Here is a 14,247-nt window from a genome sequence, read left to right on the forward strand (position 1 = left end):
GTGAACACCATCAACCAACGCCCGTTTGGCGGCGCCTCAGCTGCCCTTCAGGCCGCGCCACAGCAGGCCCAGGGGGCCTAGGGCCAGGACCAGGAAACCGAGCAGGGTCCAGCCAGGCAGGGAGATCCCCCACCACAGGAAGTCGATCTCCGCGCACTCGCCGGAGCCGGAGAGCACCATGGCCAGTACTTCCTGGAAGGGTAATACCTCCATCATATAGTCGAGGCCGGGACCGCAGCTGGGCACCTGGTCCGCCGGCAGCGACTGCAGCCAGAGATGGCGGCCGGCCACGCCGATGCCGCCCAGCACCGCCAACAGCCCCAGGCCACCATAGGCGAGCCGACCGCCGCGGCCAACGGGGTTATGGATGGCCGCCACCGCCAGCACCAGGGCCGTCGCCAGTACCGCCACCCGCTGGAAGATACACAGCGGACAGGGCTCCAGGCCCACCAGATGCTCGAGGCCCAGGGCCACCGCCAACATCACCACACAGAAAGCGAGCCCCGCCAGGCTCCAGCGGCGGGGACTCCAGGTCGAAAGGGTCGCCATCATCGGCTCAAGGTTCCTTTACCGAGGTAAGCGCCCCCGCGCGGCGGGGGCAAACGCTGGGTCAGACCATCGGGGTGCCGCGGGGTTCACGGGCCCGGGCGAAATAGTGGTCCAGGAAGTCATCGAAGGACTCGTTATCGGCGGCCTCGAGCTCCCGCTGCTGCCGATGGGAGGTCTCGCCGAGCTCCGCGAAGAGCGCCTCCCGGGCCGGGTCCATGGCCTCTCCACGCCACTGGGCCGCCTGCTCCCGGGCCAGCGCCAGGGTCGCCTCGACGAAGTCGTCACCGCTGGACTCGAGCAGGGCCAGCAGTTGCCCCGCCGGGGTCTGGGCGGGATCCCGCAGCCGCGGCGCCAGGGCCGCCAAGGCCTCGGCATGGGGGGAGCCACCCTCCTGGGCATCGAGCAGCTCGGCCACCTCCCCCAGCTCGGCAAAGATCGCCTCGCCGCGCTCGGCCAACCGACGCTCCACGCCGTCGAGATGCAGCCGCGCTTCGGGGTCCCGGCCACGCTCTACCACCAGGCGACGATTGTCGTCCAGGTGGTCGCACTCGGCGTCGTCGATCCAGGGGCTCTCGGAGAGCAGGCACCAGAGCATAAAGGTATCGAGGAAGCGCATCTGGGTGGCGTCGATGCCCAGCGGCAGGAAGGGGTTGAGGTCCAGGCAGCGGATCTCGATATATTCGACGCCGCGGGCCTCCAGGGCCTGGCTGGGGGTCTCGTCCTGCCGGGCCACCCGCTTGGGGCGGATATCGCTGTAGTACTCGTTCTCGATCTGCAGGATATTGGCATTGAGCTGCTGCCAGCCCTCCCCCGTCTTGACGCCCAGGGCCTCGTAGGCGGGCCAGGGGGTGGCGATGGCATGACGCAGGGTACCCACATAGTTGGAGAGCGAGTTGAAGCAGATCTTCAACTGGGCCTGCACCTTGTTCTGGTAGCCGAGGCCGGACATGCGCAGGCAGGTGGCATAGGGCGACACCCGCGTCGCCTCGCCGTGGCGGCGCAGCCCCAGTGTCTCGGGGGCCTCGCGGCCCTCGAGGAAGCTGTCGTCGAAGGCCGGCGAGGCGCCGAACAGGTACATCAGCAACCAACTGTGGCGACGGAACTGGCGAATCAGCCCGAAGTAGCGGCTGGAGCGGTAGTCGGCCAGGGCCTGGCCCTCGGCGCCGTCGATCGCCTGCAACTGCTGCCAGAGGGTATCGGGGAAGGAGAGGTTGTAGTGCACTCCGGCGATGGCCTGCATGATGCGCCCGTAACGCACGTCCAGCCCCTTGCGGTAGACATGCTTCATGGTGCCCACGTTGGAGGAGCCGTAGTCGGCGATGGGAATGCTGGCATTGCCCGCCAGCCGCGACGGCATGCTGGCCGGCCAGATCAGTTCGCCGCCGAGTTCGCGGTAGCTGAAGCGGTGCAGGTCGGCCAGGAACGCCAGGGCATCCTCGGGCCGGCAGGTGACCGGCGTGATGTACTCCAGCAGCGCCTCGGAGTAGTCGGTGGTGATATGCGGATGGGTCAGCTTGGACCCCAGCCCTCGGGGGTGCGGGGTCTGGGCGATGCGACCCTCGCCATCGACCCGCAGCCCCTCCTTCTCGATGCCCCGGCGAATGCGCCCGATCAGCCCCTGGCGGGCCGGTCCCTTGAGCCGTCCGATGACGGTTGTGAGTTGCTCGGACAAGATCAACACCCCATGTCATGGGAGGCGGCCGAGCCGCCTCGAATATCGTTGGCTAGGAGCCTGAGACTCTCAGCTTAGCCTTTGTCGCGGGCCTTCAGCAGGGCCGCCCCCAGGGCGCCCATCGGCTGGCTATCGCCGCCGCTCGACTTGCGCTGCGGCTTGCCACCGCGCCCCTTGCCGGCCGGGCGCTCGCCGCCGCGGCGCGGCGTACTCTCCTCGCCGGGCTGATCGTCGAGGCGCATGGAGAGGCCGATACGGGCTCGCTCCAGGTCGACGCTCATCACCTTGACCTTGACGATATCGCCGGCCTTGACCACCGAGCGCGGGTCCTCGACGAACTTGTCGGAGAGCGCCGAGATATGCACCAGGCCGTCCTGGTGGACGCCGATATCGACGAAGGCGCCGAAGTGGGTCACGTTGGTGACGCTGCCCTCGAGGATCATCCCCGGCTCCAGGTCCTTGAGGGTCTCGACCCCCTCGCGGAATTCGGCGGCCTTGAACTCGGGGCGCGGGTCGCGACCCGGCTTGTCCAGTTCCTTGAGGATATCGCTCACCGTGGGCACCCCGAAGCGCTCGTCGGCGAATGCCTCTGGCCGCAGCGACTTCAGTGTGGCGCTGTCGCCGATCAGGCTGGCCACCTCGCGACCGCTGCGCCGGGCGATGCGCTCCACCAGGGGGTAGGCCTCCGGGTGCACGGCGCTACCGTCCAGGGGATTGTCGCCATTCATGATGCGCAGGAAGCCGGCGCACTGCTCGAAGGTCTTGGGTCCCAGGCGACTGACGTCGAGGAGCTGCCTGCGGCTGGCGAAGGCGCCCTCGCCGTTGCGGCGGGTGACGATATTCTCGGCCAGCGCCGGGTTAAGGCCCGCCACCCGCGCCAGCAGGGCGCTGGAGGCGGTATTGAGATCGACGCCCACGGCGTTGACGCAGTCCTCGATCACCGCCTCCAGGCTCCTGGAGAGCTGCAGCTGGGAGACGTCGTGCTGGTACTGGCCCACGCCGATCGACTTGGGCTCGATCTTGACCAGCTCGGCCAGCGGGTCCTGCAGGCGCCGGGCGATGGAGACGGCGCCACGGATGGTGACGTCCAGGTCGGGCAGCTCCCGGGCGGCATATTCCGAGGCGGAATAGACCGAGGCGCCGGCCTCGCTGACCATCACCTTGGCCAGGCGACGCCCACTCAGGCGCTTGACCAGCTCGCCGGCGAGCCTGTCGGTCTCGCGGCTGGCGGTGCCATTACCTACGGCGACCAGCTCGACGTCGTACTTCTCCACCAACTTGGCCAGCTCGGCCAGCGAGGCGTCCCAGGCGTTGCGCGGGGCATGCGGGAAGATGGTGGCCTGCTCGAGGAACTGGCCGGTGGCATCCACCACCGCCACCTTGCAGCCGGTGCGCAGGCCCGGGTCGATGGCCAGGGTGCTCTTGGGGCCCGCCGGGGCGGCCAGCAGCAGGTCCTTGAGGTTGGCGGCGAAGACCTCGATGGCGGCGAGCTCGGCGCGTTCGCGCAGCCGCCCCATCAGTTCGGTCTCCAGATGGGTGTAGAGCTTGACCCGCCAGGTCCAGCGCACCACCTCGGCGAGCCACTTGTCGGCGGCACGCCCCTCATCGCGAATCTCGAAGTGCCGGGCGATGGCCACCTGGGCCGGATGCAGCGGCGCCTCGTCCTCGCCGGGCAGCTTGAGGGCCAGGCTCAGCACCCCTTCGTTGCGGCCGCGGAACATGGCCAAGGCCCGGTGGGAGGGCACCCTGGCCAGGGGCTCGTCATGCTCGAAGTAGTCGGAGAACTTGGCGCCCTCGCGCTCCTTGCCCTCCAGCACCCGGGCGCTGAGCTGCCCCTCCTGCCAGAGCCGCTCGCGCAGCCGGCCTACCAGTTCGGCGTCCTCGGCGAAGCGCTCCATAAGGATCTGCTTGGCGCCGTCCAGGGCCGCCTTGGCGTCCTCGATGGCCGGCGTCTCGCCCTCGGCGGGACGCAGGTAGTGGGCGGCCTCGGCCTGGGGATCGAGCTCGGGGTTGGCCAGCAGGGCATCGGCCAGCGGCTCCAGGCCCGCCTCCCGGGCGATCTGTGCCTTGGTGCGGCGCTTCTTGCGGTAGGGCAGGTAGAGGTCTTCCAGGCGCTGCTTGGTATCGGCGGCGCGAATCAGGCCGGCCAGCTCGTCGGAGAGCTTGCCCTGCTCGTCGATGGCGGCCAGCACCGCCTCGCGGCGTTCCTCCAGCTCGCGCAGGTAGCGCAGGCGTTCGTCCAGTTCACGCAGCTGGGTATCGTCCAGGGCCCCGGTCACTTCCTTGCGGTAGCGGGCGATAAAGGGCACGGTGGCGCCGCCGTCGAGCAGTTCCACAGTGGCCGACACCTGCTGGGGGCGGACCGCGAGTTCCTCGGCGAGGCGGGCGATGATCTTGGCGTGTGCGTCCATGAAGTCCTTGACGTTCCAGCGGCAAAAGATCGCGTCAAGGTATCATAATGGCGCGCTCGTCGGGAGCCTTGCCGCCTGATCGTTAGGAAACTACCTTCACGACTATTGCCATATGATCCTGCCCCCAGCGCCCCTCAGCGATTCTCACTGCGACAATCTCACTGAGCCTCACCTACCCCTGGCTTCAGCCGATGGCCGCCTTCCTCAAGAGGCCGCGGCGGGAACGAAATGCAGGGCCAGGCCGTTATTGCACCAGCGCAGGCCGCTGGGCTCGGGGCCGTCCTCGAAGATATGCCCCTGGTGACCGCCGCAGCGGGCGCAGTGGTACTCGGTGCGCGGCCAGATCAGCTTGTAGTCCACCTGGGTCAGCAGATGCCCCTCCACATGCTCGAAGAAGCTCGGCCAGCCGGTGCCGGAGTCGTACTTCATGGCACTGGTAAAGAGCAGCAGGTCGCAGCCGGCGCAGCGATACTCGCCGTCGCGCCACTCGTCGTCCAGGGGGCTCGAGTAGGCCGGCTCGGTGCCGTGGTCGCGGAGGATCTCGAACTGCTCCGGGGTCAGCCGCTCCCGCCACTCGGCCTCGCCGAGTTCCAGGGGCTCGATGCCCGGCGAGGCCGAGAGATCGAGGCGCGGCCGGGCATTGGCCAGAACGGGGAAGAGCCCCACCAGGCCACCGGCGCCCAGGAAGCCCAGAAAATGACGTCGCTTCATCGTGCCTCTCCTTCGACAGGGGGTAATGAAGGTACGCGCGACACCCCGACACGGATGCAGCGCAAAACGGGGAAGGCTTGCGCCCTCCCCGTTTCAGACCCCGGCGCCGGGCCGGGGTTCGTCACTGCGACGCTGGGTCGCGTGCCGGCTTAGCCGCGCTGCGGACCGGCGGCGATGATCGCCGGATCGACGCCGGCGAACTTCTCGAAGTTGGCCACGAACTTGGCCACCAGCGCCTGCATCTGTGCCTGGTAGGCGGCCGAGTCTGCCCAGGTCTGGCGCGGGTCGAGCAGTTGGGTGTCGACGCCGGGTACCGCCACCGGCACCTCCAGGTTGAGGCCCTCGATGCGCCGGGTCTCCACGTCGCGCAGGGCGCCGGACTGGATGGCGCTGATGATGGCGCGGGTGGTGGGAATGCTGAAGCGCGAGCCGCCCTGACCATAGGCGCCGCCGGTCCAGCCGGTGTTGACCAGGTAGACGCGGGCATCGTTGGCCTTGACCCGCTTGATCAGCAGGTCGGCGTACTCCCGGGCCGGGCGCGGGAAGAAGGGCGCGCCGAAGCAGGTGGAGAAGGTCGCCTCGAGACCGGCGGAGGAGCCCATCTCGGTGGAACCCACCTTGGCGGTATAGCCGGACAGGAAGTGGTAGGCGGCGGCTTCCTCGGAGAGCAGCGACACCGGCGGCAGCACACCGCTCATGTCGCAGGTCAGGAAGATGATCGCGTTGGGCTCGCCGGCGCGATTCTCGGGCACCCGCTTGTCGATATGCTCCAGCGGATAGGCGGCCCGGGAGTTCTGGGTCAGGCTGTCGTCGGCGTAATCAGGCGCGCGACGGTCGTCCAGCACCACGTTCTCCAGCACGGCGCCGAACTTGATGGCGCGCCAGATCACCGGCTCGTTCTTCTCGGAGAGGTCGATGCACTTGGCGTAGCAGCCGCCCTCGATATTGAACACCGTGCCCTCGCCCCAGCCATGCTCGTCATCGCCGATCAGGTAGCGGGCCGGATCGGCGGAGAGGGTGGTCTTGCCGGTGCCGGAGAGGCCGAAGAACAGGCAGGTCTGGCCATCTTCGCCGACATTGGCGGAGCAGTGCATGGGCAGCACGTCGGAGGCCGGCAGCAGGAAGTTCTGCACGCTGAACATGGCCTTCTTCATCTCGCCGGCGTAGCGCATGCCGGCGATCAGCACGCGACGCCCGGCGAAGTCGAGGATCACGCAGGCCTCGGTGCCGGTGCCGTCGCGCTGCGGCTCGCAGACGAAGTTGGCGGCATTGAGGATGGTCCACTCGTCGCGCCGCGCCGGGTTATAGGCTTCGGGGCGCACGAACATGGTGCGGCCGAAGAGGTTCTGCCAGGCGGTCTCGGTGTGCATGCGCACCGGCAGGTAGTGCTGGGGGTCGGCGCCCACATGCACCTCGGAGAGATAGTGATCACGCTCGCCCAGGTAGGCCTCGACGCGGGTCCACAGCGCCTCGAACTTGGCGGCGTCGAAGGGACGATTGACGCTGCCCCAGTCGATCTGGTCGCGGGTGGACGCTTCCTCGACGATAAAGCGATCCGCCGGTGAACGCCCGGTACGCTCCCCCGTCTTGACGACCAGCGCGCCATTGTCGGCCAACTGTCCCTCGCCTCGCAGCAAGGCCTGCTCGATCAACTCGGCACGGCTCAGGTTGGTGAAGACGCGGGGGGTGGCTGACGATACGGCGCTTGCGGCTTGGGTGGTGGTCATGTCGGTGTCCTGGGCCATGCGGCCTATTCTCTCTCGTGGGTCGTAGCAACGACAGGTGGGCTGCCTGCCCGATGCCCCGGACGGTGTACCGCCTCTTATGACATCGGGCCGCCAAATTAAGGGGGGCCATTATGACAAAAACCCGGGCGCTTACCAAAGCTCTCATTCGCCGAATTTCATGTAGTTTTACTACTACATAACGACCATTGTTAGCATATGAAAACCCCGGCGCAGGGCCGGGGCATCGGGTATCGATCGAGTGAGCGCTTACGCCCTTAATGAAGGGTGGGCGGCGGCGCATCCGGCGCCTCGATCAACCCCTCCACCTCGGCGGCACCGAAGCGGTAGCGGGTATGACAGAAGTGACACTCGGTCTCGATGCCCTGCTGCTCGGCGACGATCTCGCGCAGTTCCTCGGCGCCCAGGGAGAGCAGCGACTGGGCGATCCGCTCCCGGGAGCAGGTGCAGCCGAAGCGCAGCGCCTTGGGCTCGAAGACCCGCACCGTCTCCTCGTGATAGAGGCGATGCAGCAGCTCGTGCTGCGCGAGCCCGAGCAACTCCTCGTCGCGCACGGTATCGGCCAGGTGCACGGTGCGCTCCCAGGCGTCCGGATCATGGGGGCGGCCGTCGTCGGGCAGCTGCTGCAGCAGCAGGCCGGCGGCGCGCTGGCCATCGGCGGCCAGCCACAGCCGGGTGGGCAGCTGTTCGGACTGGGCGAAGTAGGCCTCCAGGCAGGCCGCCAGGCTGGCCTCCTTGAGCTCGACGATGCCCTGATAGCGGCGCCCCTCCCGGGGATCCAGGGTGATGACGATATGTCCCTCGCCCAGCAGCTCGCGGAAGCCGGCGGCCGCATCGGGCAGGTCGGCCCCCTCGGCCAGGCGGGCGATGGCGCGCAGCTCGCCGCCGGGGTTGGACTCCGCCATCAGCAGGGCCAGGGCCCCCTCGCCGCGCACCTCCAGGCTCAGGGTGCCATCGAGCTTGACGGTATCGGTGAGCAGGGCCACCGCCGCCAGCATCTCGCCCAGCAGGCGACGCACCGGCGCCGGGTAGGCCTGCTTGTCGAGCACCTCGGCATAGGCCGCCTCCAGGGAGACGATCTCGCCGCGCACCTGGGTATCGTCGAAGAGAAAACGCTGAATCTGATCGGTCATGAAAAAAGCCTGAGAATAAACATCGGTGAGGGAGCGTCAATCGCCCTGGCGGCGCTGAAAGCGCTGGATATCCCGGCGCTGCTTCTTGTCGGGGCGTTTCAGGGGGTGCTGCATGGCCTGGTTGGTCAGGCGCCGGGCCTCGGTCTCACGCTCGCGACGCGCCTCGCTCTCGGCGGTCTCGCGGTAGAGGGCGCGGGCCTCGGGGGCGCCACGGCGCTGATCGGAGAGCGCCAGCACCTCCACCTCCCAGACGTCCCAGCCCTGGGGCACGCGAATCAGGGCACCGACTTCCACGCTCTTGCTGGTCTTGGCCCGGTCGCCATTGTAGTGCACCTTGCCCCCTTCGATGGCCTTCTTGGCCAGGGCGCGGGTCTTGAAGAAACGCGCCGCCCACAGCCACTTGTCGAGTCGTACGCTGTCCATGGGGCCTCCTTAGGCCTGCGGCGGGCGCTCAGCGGGAAGGATGGTAGCGAAACGATCCAGGGCGATGAACTCCTCCAGCTCGCGCTCCGGCTGGGTGCTGTCGGGCTGCTTGATGCCCAGCAGGTGGCGGATGCCGAACTCCCGGGCGCTCTCCAGCACCGAGGGGTTATCGTCGATAAAGAGGGTGCGGGCCGGGTCGAAGGGCTCGACCTCCTGGAGCTCGAACCAGAATTCCTGGGCCTCCTTGGGCACGCCCAGGTCCGCCGAGGAGACGATGGCATCCAGGTACTCCTCCAGGCCGGTCAGCGGCAGCTTGAGCTCGAGGCTGGCGCGGTCGGCGTTGGTGGCCAGCACCACCCGGGGGTGGGCTCGCTTGAGCCATTTGAGGAAATCCAGGGCATCGCCGCGCAGGCCGATCAGGTGCTGGACCTCGCGCTTGAGGGCGACGATATCGACTCCCAGCTCGCGGCTCCAGTAGGCCAGGCTGTACCAGTTGAGGGTGCCCTGCTCGCCGATGATCCGCTCGCGAAGCTGGTGCTGGCTGGCCTCATCCAGACGATGCAGCTCCCCATAGCGGCGCGGCAGGTGCTCCAGCCAGAAGTGGCTGTCGAAATGCAGATCCAGCAGGGTGCCGTCCATGTCGAGCAGGACGGTGTCGATGGCTTGCCAATCGATCATTGGCCTTGGGCTCCACGTTCGGGTATTGGGAAACGCTGAATAAATCGGCGAGCGGGATGAAGCACAAGGCGCCCGCAGCGCAGAAACCGGAGCCTAGGGGGTACTAGGTGAGGATTTCGAGCAGCGCGCAACGCAGTGATTCGCCCGCGCAGGCATTTATGCAGTGTTTCCATAGGATGCTATTGTACAAAATCCCCCCGGCCCACGCATCGCCCCACGGAGTCTCCATGTATCCCAGCAAGCCCCGCATCCTCTCCCAGCGCGAAGTGACTCGAAGCCGGCTGTTCCGGGTCGAGGAGCTGGAACTGCGCTTCGGCAACGGCGAGGAGCGTCACTTCGAGCGCCTGATGGGCAGCGACCAGGGGGCGGTGATGATCGTCGCCATGCCCGACCCGGAGCATGTGCTGCTGATCCGCGAATACGCCGCCGGCTTCGAGGACTATGTCCTGACCCTGCCCAAGGGGTTGGTGGACCCCGGCGAGGATATCGTCACCGCCGCCAATCGCGAGCTGATGGAGGAGTGCGGCTTCGGCGCCAACAATATCGAGCCCCTGGTGGAGCTCTCCCTGGCCCCCAACTATATGTGCCACCGCATGCAGGTGATGCTGGCCAGCGACCTCTACCCCCAGCGCCTGCCCGGCGACGAGCCGGAGCCGCTGATCGTCGAGACCCATGCCATCGACGAGCTGCCGGCGCTGCTGGCCCGGGAGGACTTCCACGAGGCCCGCGCCATCGCCGCCCTCTATATCGCCCGGGACCGGCTGCGCGCCGAGCGGCCCCATCCCCTCACCTGGTAGCCCCCCGTTAGAGGCTGATCCAGCGCCGCTGACGATGGCTGGTCAGCCCCGCCTCCAGCAGCGCCATCACCGCGATGGCTTCCTCCACGCTCACCGGCATGGGGCCCTCGCCACGTAGCGCCGCGACCACCCCCTGATAGTAGGCGAGATAATCCCCCGGCAGGCTGGGGTGCTCCCGGGACACCAGCTCGCCCGCCTCCGCCGCCAGGCAGAGGCGCCCCGGCGCATCCTGGCCCCAGTCGGGGCTCGGCGAGTCGCCGGCCTTGAGGCGCTCCTCCTGGGGGTCGAGGCCAAATTTCACATAGCTGCCCCGGGTGCCATGCACCCGCCAGCGCGGCGTCTCCTCCGCCACCAGAGTGCCCGCCTTGAGCTCCACGCTGAGCCCCTCATAGTCGAGCAGGGCGGTAAACTCGTCGTCGACCCGGGCGCCGTCACGGCGTAACGCCAGGTCGAGGAGGATCGCCCTAGGCTTGCCGAAGAGCATCAGGGCCTGATCCAGCAGATGCGGTCCCAGGTCGTACCAGATGCCGCCACCGGGACGCGGCGACTCCCGCCAGCGGTCGCGGACCTCGGGGCGGAAGCGGTCGAAACGCGACTCCACCCGGGTGACCCGCCCCAGGCCCCCCTCGGCCAGCAGCGCCTGCAGGGTCAGGAAATCGCTGTCCCAACGGCGGTTATGGAACACCGATAAGCACTTGCCCTGCGCTTCCGCCAGGGCCTTGAGCGCCCGAGCCTCGGCCAGGTCCAGGGTAAAGGGCTTGTCCACCACCACGTGCTTGCCCGCCTCCAGGGCCGCACGCGCCAGGGGATAGTGGGTCTCGTTGGGGGTGGGAATCACCACCAGGTCGATCTCCTTGCGCGCGAACAGCGCCTCGGGATCGGCCTCCACCGCCACCGAGGGCAGGGCCTCGGTCACCTTGGCGGCATCGCTCGAGGCCACCGCGGCGAGGGTCAGGCCCGGAGTGGCCTGGATCAGCGGCGCATGGAAGACCTGGCTGGCGAAGCCATAGCCCACCAGGCCAACCTGAATCGTTTCAGTCATAAGCGCTCCTCCTGTCGGCGACTTATCGCCGCTTGCGTGATCGATATCATAAAAGGATCAAAGAATGGTCATCCACCCCGCCCGGGAGTCACCCATACTGAATGGCGCTGGCCCACTCATCTCCGGCGGAAGGAGGATAATGATGTGCTGTGAACTGGAAAGCCTGGAAGCAATGGAGTTCTGGTATCCCATCGAGTGCGAACTGCAGGCCGAGGACCAGGCCCCCGAGGCGCCCCTGGACCGCGCCGCTTAATTCCGAGCAAGTCCCGAATCGCAAGACCCGCGCCGAGGCGCGGGTCTTTTTGCTGAGGCGGATCAATCCAGCTTGGAGAGGTCGCGCACCGCGCCCTTGTCCGCGGAGGTCGCCAGCAGCGCATAGGCCTTGAGGGCCGCGGAGACCTGGCGGTCACGCTGGATGCTCGGCTTCCAGGCGTCACTGCCCTTGGCCTCCATGGCCGCACGGCGCGCCGCCAGTTCCTCATCGGAGAGCTTGACGTCGATGGTGCGGTTGGGGATGTCGATACGAATGAGATCGCCCGGCTCCACCAGGCCGATGGCGCCCCCCGCCGCCGCCTCCGGCGAGACGTGGCCGATGGAGAGCCCGGAAGTGCCGCCGGAGAAGCGCCCGTCGGTCAACAGGGCGCAGGCCTTGCCCAGCCCCTTGGACTTCAGATAGGAGGTCGGGTAGAGCATCTCCTGCATGCCCGGGCCGCCCTTGGGCCCCTCGTAGCGGATGACGACGACATCGCCCTCCTTCACCTTGCCCTCGAGGATATGCGCCACCGCCTGGTCCTGGGACTCCACCACATGGGCCGGGCCCTCGAAGACCAGGATGGAGTCGTCGACGCCGGCGGTCTTCACCACGCAGCCGTCCACGGCGATATTGCCATGGAGCACCGCCAGGCCACCCTCCCGGGAGAAGGCATGCGCCAGATCGCGGATGCAGCCGGTGGCACGGTCGCCGTCGAGGCTCGGCCAGCGGGCACTCTGGGAGAAGGCCACCTGGGTGGGCACCCCGCCGGGGCCGGCCCGGTAGAACTCCACCACCTCGGGGCTGGGGTTACGCATGATATCCCACTCGTCCAGGGCCTCCTTGAGGGAGTCGCCGTAGACGGTGGGCACCCGGGTATCGAGCACCCCGGCACGATCCAGCTCGCCGAGGATGGCCATGATGCCGCCGGCGCGGTGCACGTCTTCGATATGGTACTTCTGGGTGTTGGGGGCGACCTTGCAGAGCTGGGGCACCTCCCGCGACAGGCGGTCGATGGCGGCCATGTCGAAATCGACCCCGGCCTCCTGGGCGGCGGCCAGCAGGTGCAGGATGGTGTTGGTGGAGCCGCCCATGGCGATATCCAGGGTCATGGCGTTCTTGAACGCCGCCTTGGCGCCGATGGCCCGGGGCAGCAGGTGCGCCTCCTCGCCTTCGTAGTAGCGCTTGGCCAGCTCGACGATGCGGTGACCGGCGGTCTCGAAGAGCCGACGACGGTCGGCATGGGTGGCCACCACGGTGCCATTGCCCGGCAGCGCCAGGCCCAGCGCCTCCATCAGGCAGTTCATGGAATTGGCGGTGAACATCCCGGAGCAGCTGCCGCAGGTGGGGCAGGCGCTGCGCTCGACTTCGGCCAGGGTCTCGTCGTCGACGCTGTCGTCGGCGGCCATCACCATGGCGTCCACCAGGTCGAGGCCGTGGTCGAGGAGCTTGGTCTTGCCGGCCTCCATGGGACCACCGGAGACGAAGATCACCGGGATATTGAGGCGCATGGCGGCCATCAGCATCCCGGGGGTGATCTTGTCGCAGTTGGAGATGCACACCAGGGCGTCGGCGCAGTGAGCATTGACCATGTACTCGACGCTGTCGGCGATCAGATCGCGACTGGGCAGCGAGTAGAGCATGCCGTCGTGGCCCATGGCGATGCCGTCGTCCACGGCGATGGTGTTGAACTCCTTGGCCACCCCGCCGGCCTTCTCGATCTCGCGGGCCACCAGTTGGCCCATGTCCTTGAGATGCACATGGCCCGGCACGAACTGGGTAAAGGAGTTGGCCACGGCGATGATCGGCTTGTGGAAGTCGTCATCCTTCATGCCAGTGGCACGCCACAGGGCGCGGGCGCCGGCCATATTGCGACCAGCGGTGGTGGTGCGGGAACGATACTCGGGCATGGTGTCCTCTAGATAGTGCTGCCGGCCGTACCGGGAGGCGGTCGGCCGGTCGAATCGGTGTCCAGTCCTGCCGATTTTGTCATGCGGCCGGGCGAATGCCTAGAGAGGCGTCAGGCGACCCTCCACCAGGGCCAGGCGGCGCTGGGCCAGGGCCTCGATATCCTCCCGGTCGTGGCTGACCAGCAGCACCGCCACGCCCGCCTGCTGCTGGCGTTTGACCAGGGCCCAGAGGCCCTGGCGGTTGGCGTGATCCAGGCCGGTGAAAGGCTCGTCCAGTAGCAGCAGCGGCGCCTGGCGCAGCAGCGCCCGGGTCAGGGCCACCCGCTGGCGCTGGCCGCCGGAGAGCTCGCCGGGCAGGCGCGCCTCGAGGCCCGCCAGGCCCACCTCGGCCAGGCCATCGCGGATGCGCCGGCGCTGGGCGGCGTCGAGTTTGAGGCTGGGGGCCAGCCCCAGGCCGATATTGGCCCACACCGGCAGGTGATCGAAGAGGTTGTGCTCCTGGAACACCGTGGTGATGCCCCGCTCCCAGGGCGGCAGCCTCAGCAGCTCCCGCTCGCCCCAGCGCAGCGAACCACCGGCGGGTTCCAGGAAGCCCGCCAGCAGGTTGAGCAGGGTGCTCTTGCCGGCCCCCGAGGGGCCCTCCAGGGCCAGGCACTCGCCGGGGGCCAGGTCGAAGCGGAAGCAGAAGTCCGGCGTCTCCCCGGGTTCAAAGCGGTCGTAGTGAAAGATCAGATCATCGCAGTGGAGCATGGGCGCCCATGTTATCGCTCGTGGTGTGAAGCTTATCGATCAAGCAGCCTTCACCGTAGGGTTGCAGTTAGCCCGGAGGCACGGGGCTACTCTGGGGACAGGCCTTCGCGGGGCGCTGTAAACCCATCCCTGGGAGCTACTTTTGCCATCCCTGGCAAAAAACCCCCGCTCCGCCC

The 14,247-nt window shown here is 67.9% G+C and carries 12 protein-coding genes; 1 reads left to right on the forward strand and 11 read right to left on the reverse strand.

Going from position 1 to position 14,247, the window contains the following annotated elements; all coding sequences use genetic code 11:
• Nucleotides 1–36 precede the first annotated feature (36 nt).
• From ACZ5EF_RS14690 to yrfG, 8 genes are all read right to left on the reverse strand, one after another.
• Nucleotides 37–552 carry a disulfide bond formation protein B gene (locus tag ACZ5EF_RS14690; RefSeq protein ID WP_346061171.1) on the reverse strand — a complete coding sequence of 172 codons (516 nt, stop codon included), beginning with the start codon at nucleotides 550–552 and terminating at the stop codon, nucleotides 37–39.
• A 58-nt stretch (nucleotides 553–610) separates the two neighbouring features.
• Nucleotides 611–2,230 carry a glutamate--cysteine ligase gene (gene gshA / locus ACZ5EF_RS14695; RefSeq protein WP_346061170.1) on the reverse strand — a complete coding sequence of 540 codons (1,620 nt, stop codon included), beginning with the start codon at nucleotides 2,228–2,230 and terminating at the stop codon, nucleotides 611–613.
• A gap of 65 nt (nucleotides 2,231–2,295) precedes the next feature.
• Nucleotides 2,296–4,632 carry a Tex family protein gene (locus tag ACZ5EF_RS14700; RefSeq protein WP_346061169.1) on the reverse strand — a complete coding sequence of 779 codons (2,337 nt, stop codon included), beginning with the start codon at nucleotides 4,630–4,632 and terminating at the stop codon, nucleotides 2,296–2,298.
• A gap of 204 nt (nucleotides 4,633–4,836) precedes the next feature.
• Nucleotides 4,837–5,343 carry a peptide-methionine (R)-S-oxide reductase MsrB gene (msrB, locus tag ACZ5EF_RS14705; RefSeq protein ID WP_346061168.1) on the reverse strand — a complete coding sequence of 169 codons (507 nt, stop codon included), beginning with the start codon at nucleotides 5,341–5,343 and terminating at the stop codon, nucleotides 4,837–4,839.
• 149 nt (nucleotides 5,344–5,492) lie between these two features.
• The gene (locus ACZ5EF_RS14710; protein ID WP_346061167.1) at nucleotides 5,493–7,070 is read right to left on the reverse strand and encodes a phosphoenolpyruvate carboxykinase; all 1,578 of its coding nucleotides are present in this window, start codon (nucleotides 7,068–7,070) and stop codon (nucleotides 5,493–5,495) included.
• 275 nt (nucleotides 7,071–7,345) lie between these two features.
• Nucleotides 7,346–8,221, reverse strand: a complete 876-nt coding sequence (hslO, locus tag ACZ5EF_RS14715; RefSeq protein ID WP_346061166.1) for an Hsp33 family molecular chaperone HslO — start codon at nucleotides 8,219–8,221, stop codon at nucleotides 7,346–7,348.
• A 36-nt stretch (nucleotides 8,222–8,257) separates the two neighbouring features.
• Nucleotides 8,258–8,644 (reverse strand): ribosome-associated heat shock protein Hsp15, encoded by a 387-nt coding sequence (hslR, locus tag ACZ5EF_RS14720; protein WP_346061165.1) that lies wholly within the window; start codon nucleotides 8,642–8,644, stop codon nucleotides 8,258–8,260.
• 9 nt (nucleotides 8,645–8,653) lie between these two features.
• Nucleotides 8,654–9,322 (reverse strand): GMP/IMP nucleotidase, encoded by a 669-nt coding sequence (yrfG, locus tag ACZ5EF_RS14725; RefSeq protein ID WP_346061164.1) that lies wholly within the window; start codon nucleotides 9,320–9,322, stop codon nucleotides 8,654–8,656.
• A 227-nt stretch (nucleotides 9,323–9,549) separates the two neighbouring features.
• On the opposite strand from yrfG, the gene nudE reads away from it, so the two are divergent.
• Nucleotides 9,550–10,119, forward strand: coding sequence for an ADP compounds hydrolase NudE (nudE, locus tag ACZ5EF_RS14730; protein ID WP_346061163.1), 570 nt, complete (start codon nucleotides 9,550–9,552; stop codon nucleotides 10,117–10,119).
• 7 nt (nucleotides 10,120–10,126) lie between these two features.
• Here the strand turns inward: nudE and ACZ5EF_RS14735 are convergent, their stop codons facing one another.
• From ACZ5EF_RS14735 to ACZ5EF_RS14745, 3 genes are all read right to left on the reverse strand, one after another.
• Nucleotides 10,127–11,161: an oxidoreductase gene (locus ACZ5EF_RS14735; RefSeq protein ID WP_346061162.1), complete on the reverse strand. Its 1,035-nt coding sequence runs from the start codon at nucleotides 11,159–11,161 to the stop codon at nucleotides 10,127–10,129.
• 315 nt (nucleotides 11,162–11,476) lie between these two features.
• The gene (gene ilvD / locus ACZ5EF_RS14740) at nucleotides 11,477–13,321 is read right to left on the reverse strand and encodes a dihydroxy-acid dehydratase (RefSeq protein WP_346061161.1); all 1,845 of its coding nucleotides are present in this window, start codon (nucleotides 13,319–13,321) and stop codon (nucleotides 11,477–11,479) included.
• A 99-nt stretch (nucleotides 13,322–13,420) separates the two neighbouring features.
• Nucleotides 13,421–14,071: an ATP-binding cassette domain-containing protein gene (locus ACZ5EF_RS14745; protein WP_346061160.1), complete on the reverse strand. Its 651-nt coding sequence runs from the start codon at nucleotides 14,069–14,071 to the stop codon at nucleotides 13,421–13,423.
• Between the last annotated feature and the right edge of the window lie 176 nt (nucleotides 14,072–14,247).

The sequence above is a fragment of the Bisbaumannia salifodinae genome (assembly GCF_055388505.1).

Bases quoted from the DNA above. Each gene is read 5' to 3' on its own strand.
- ACZ5EF_RS14735 (WP_346061162.1), bottom strand. From the start codon at position 11,161: ATGACTGAAACGATTCAGGTTGGCCTGGTGGGCTATGGCTTCGCCAGC.
- ACZ5EF_RS14710 (WP_346061167.1), bottom strand. From the start codon at position 7,070: ATGACCACCACCCAAGCCGCAAGCGCCGTATCGTCAGCCACCCCCCGC.
- ACZ5EF_RS14700 (WP_346061169.1), bottom strand. From the start codon at position 4,632: ATGGACGCACACGCCAAGATCATCGCCCGCCTCGCCGAGGAACTCGCG.
- yrfG (WP_346061164.1), bottom strand. From the start codon at position 9,322: ATGATCGATTGGCAAGCCATCGACACCGTCCTGCTCGACATGGACGGC.
- ACZ5EF_RS14745 (WP_346061160.1), bottom strand. From the start codon at position 14,071: ATGCTCCACTGCGATGATCTGATCTTTCACTACGACCGCTTTGAACCC.
- msrB (WP_346061168.1), bottom strand. From the start codon at position 5,343: ATGAAGCGACGTCATTTTCTGGGCTTCCTGGGCGCCGGTGGCCTGGTG.
- hslO (WP_346061166.1), bottom strand. From the start codon at position 8,221: ATGACCGATCAGATTCAGCGTTTTCTCTTCGACGATACCCAGGTGCGC.
- ACZ5EF_RS14690 (WP_346061171.1), bottom strand. From the start codon at position 552: ATGATGGCGACCCTTTCGACCTGGAGTCCCCGCCGCTGGAGCCTGGCG.
- hslR (WP_346061165.1), bottom strand. From the start codon at position 8,644: ATGGACAGCGTACGACTCGACAAGTGGCTGTGGGCGGCGCGTTTCTTC.
- nudE (WP_346061163.1), top strand. From the start codon at position 9,550: ATGTATCCCAGCAAGCCCCGCATCCTCTCCCAGCGCGAAGTGACTCGA.
- ilvD (WP_346061161.1), bottom strand. From the start codon at position 13,321: ATGCCCGAGTATCGTTCCCGCACCACCACCGCTGGTCGCAATATGGCC.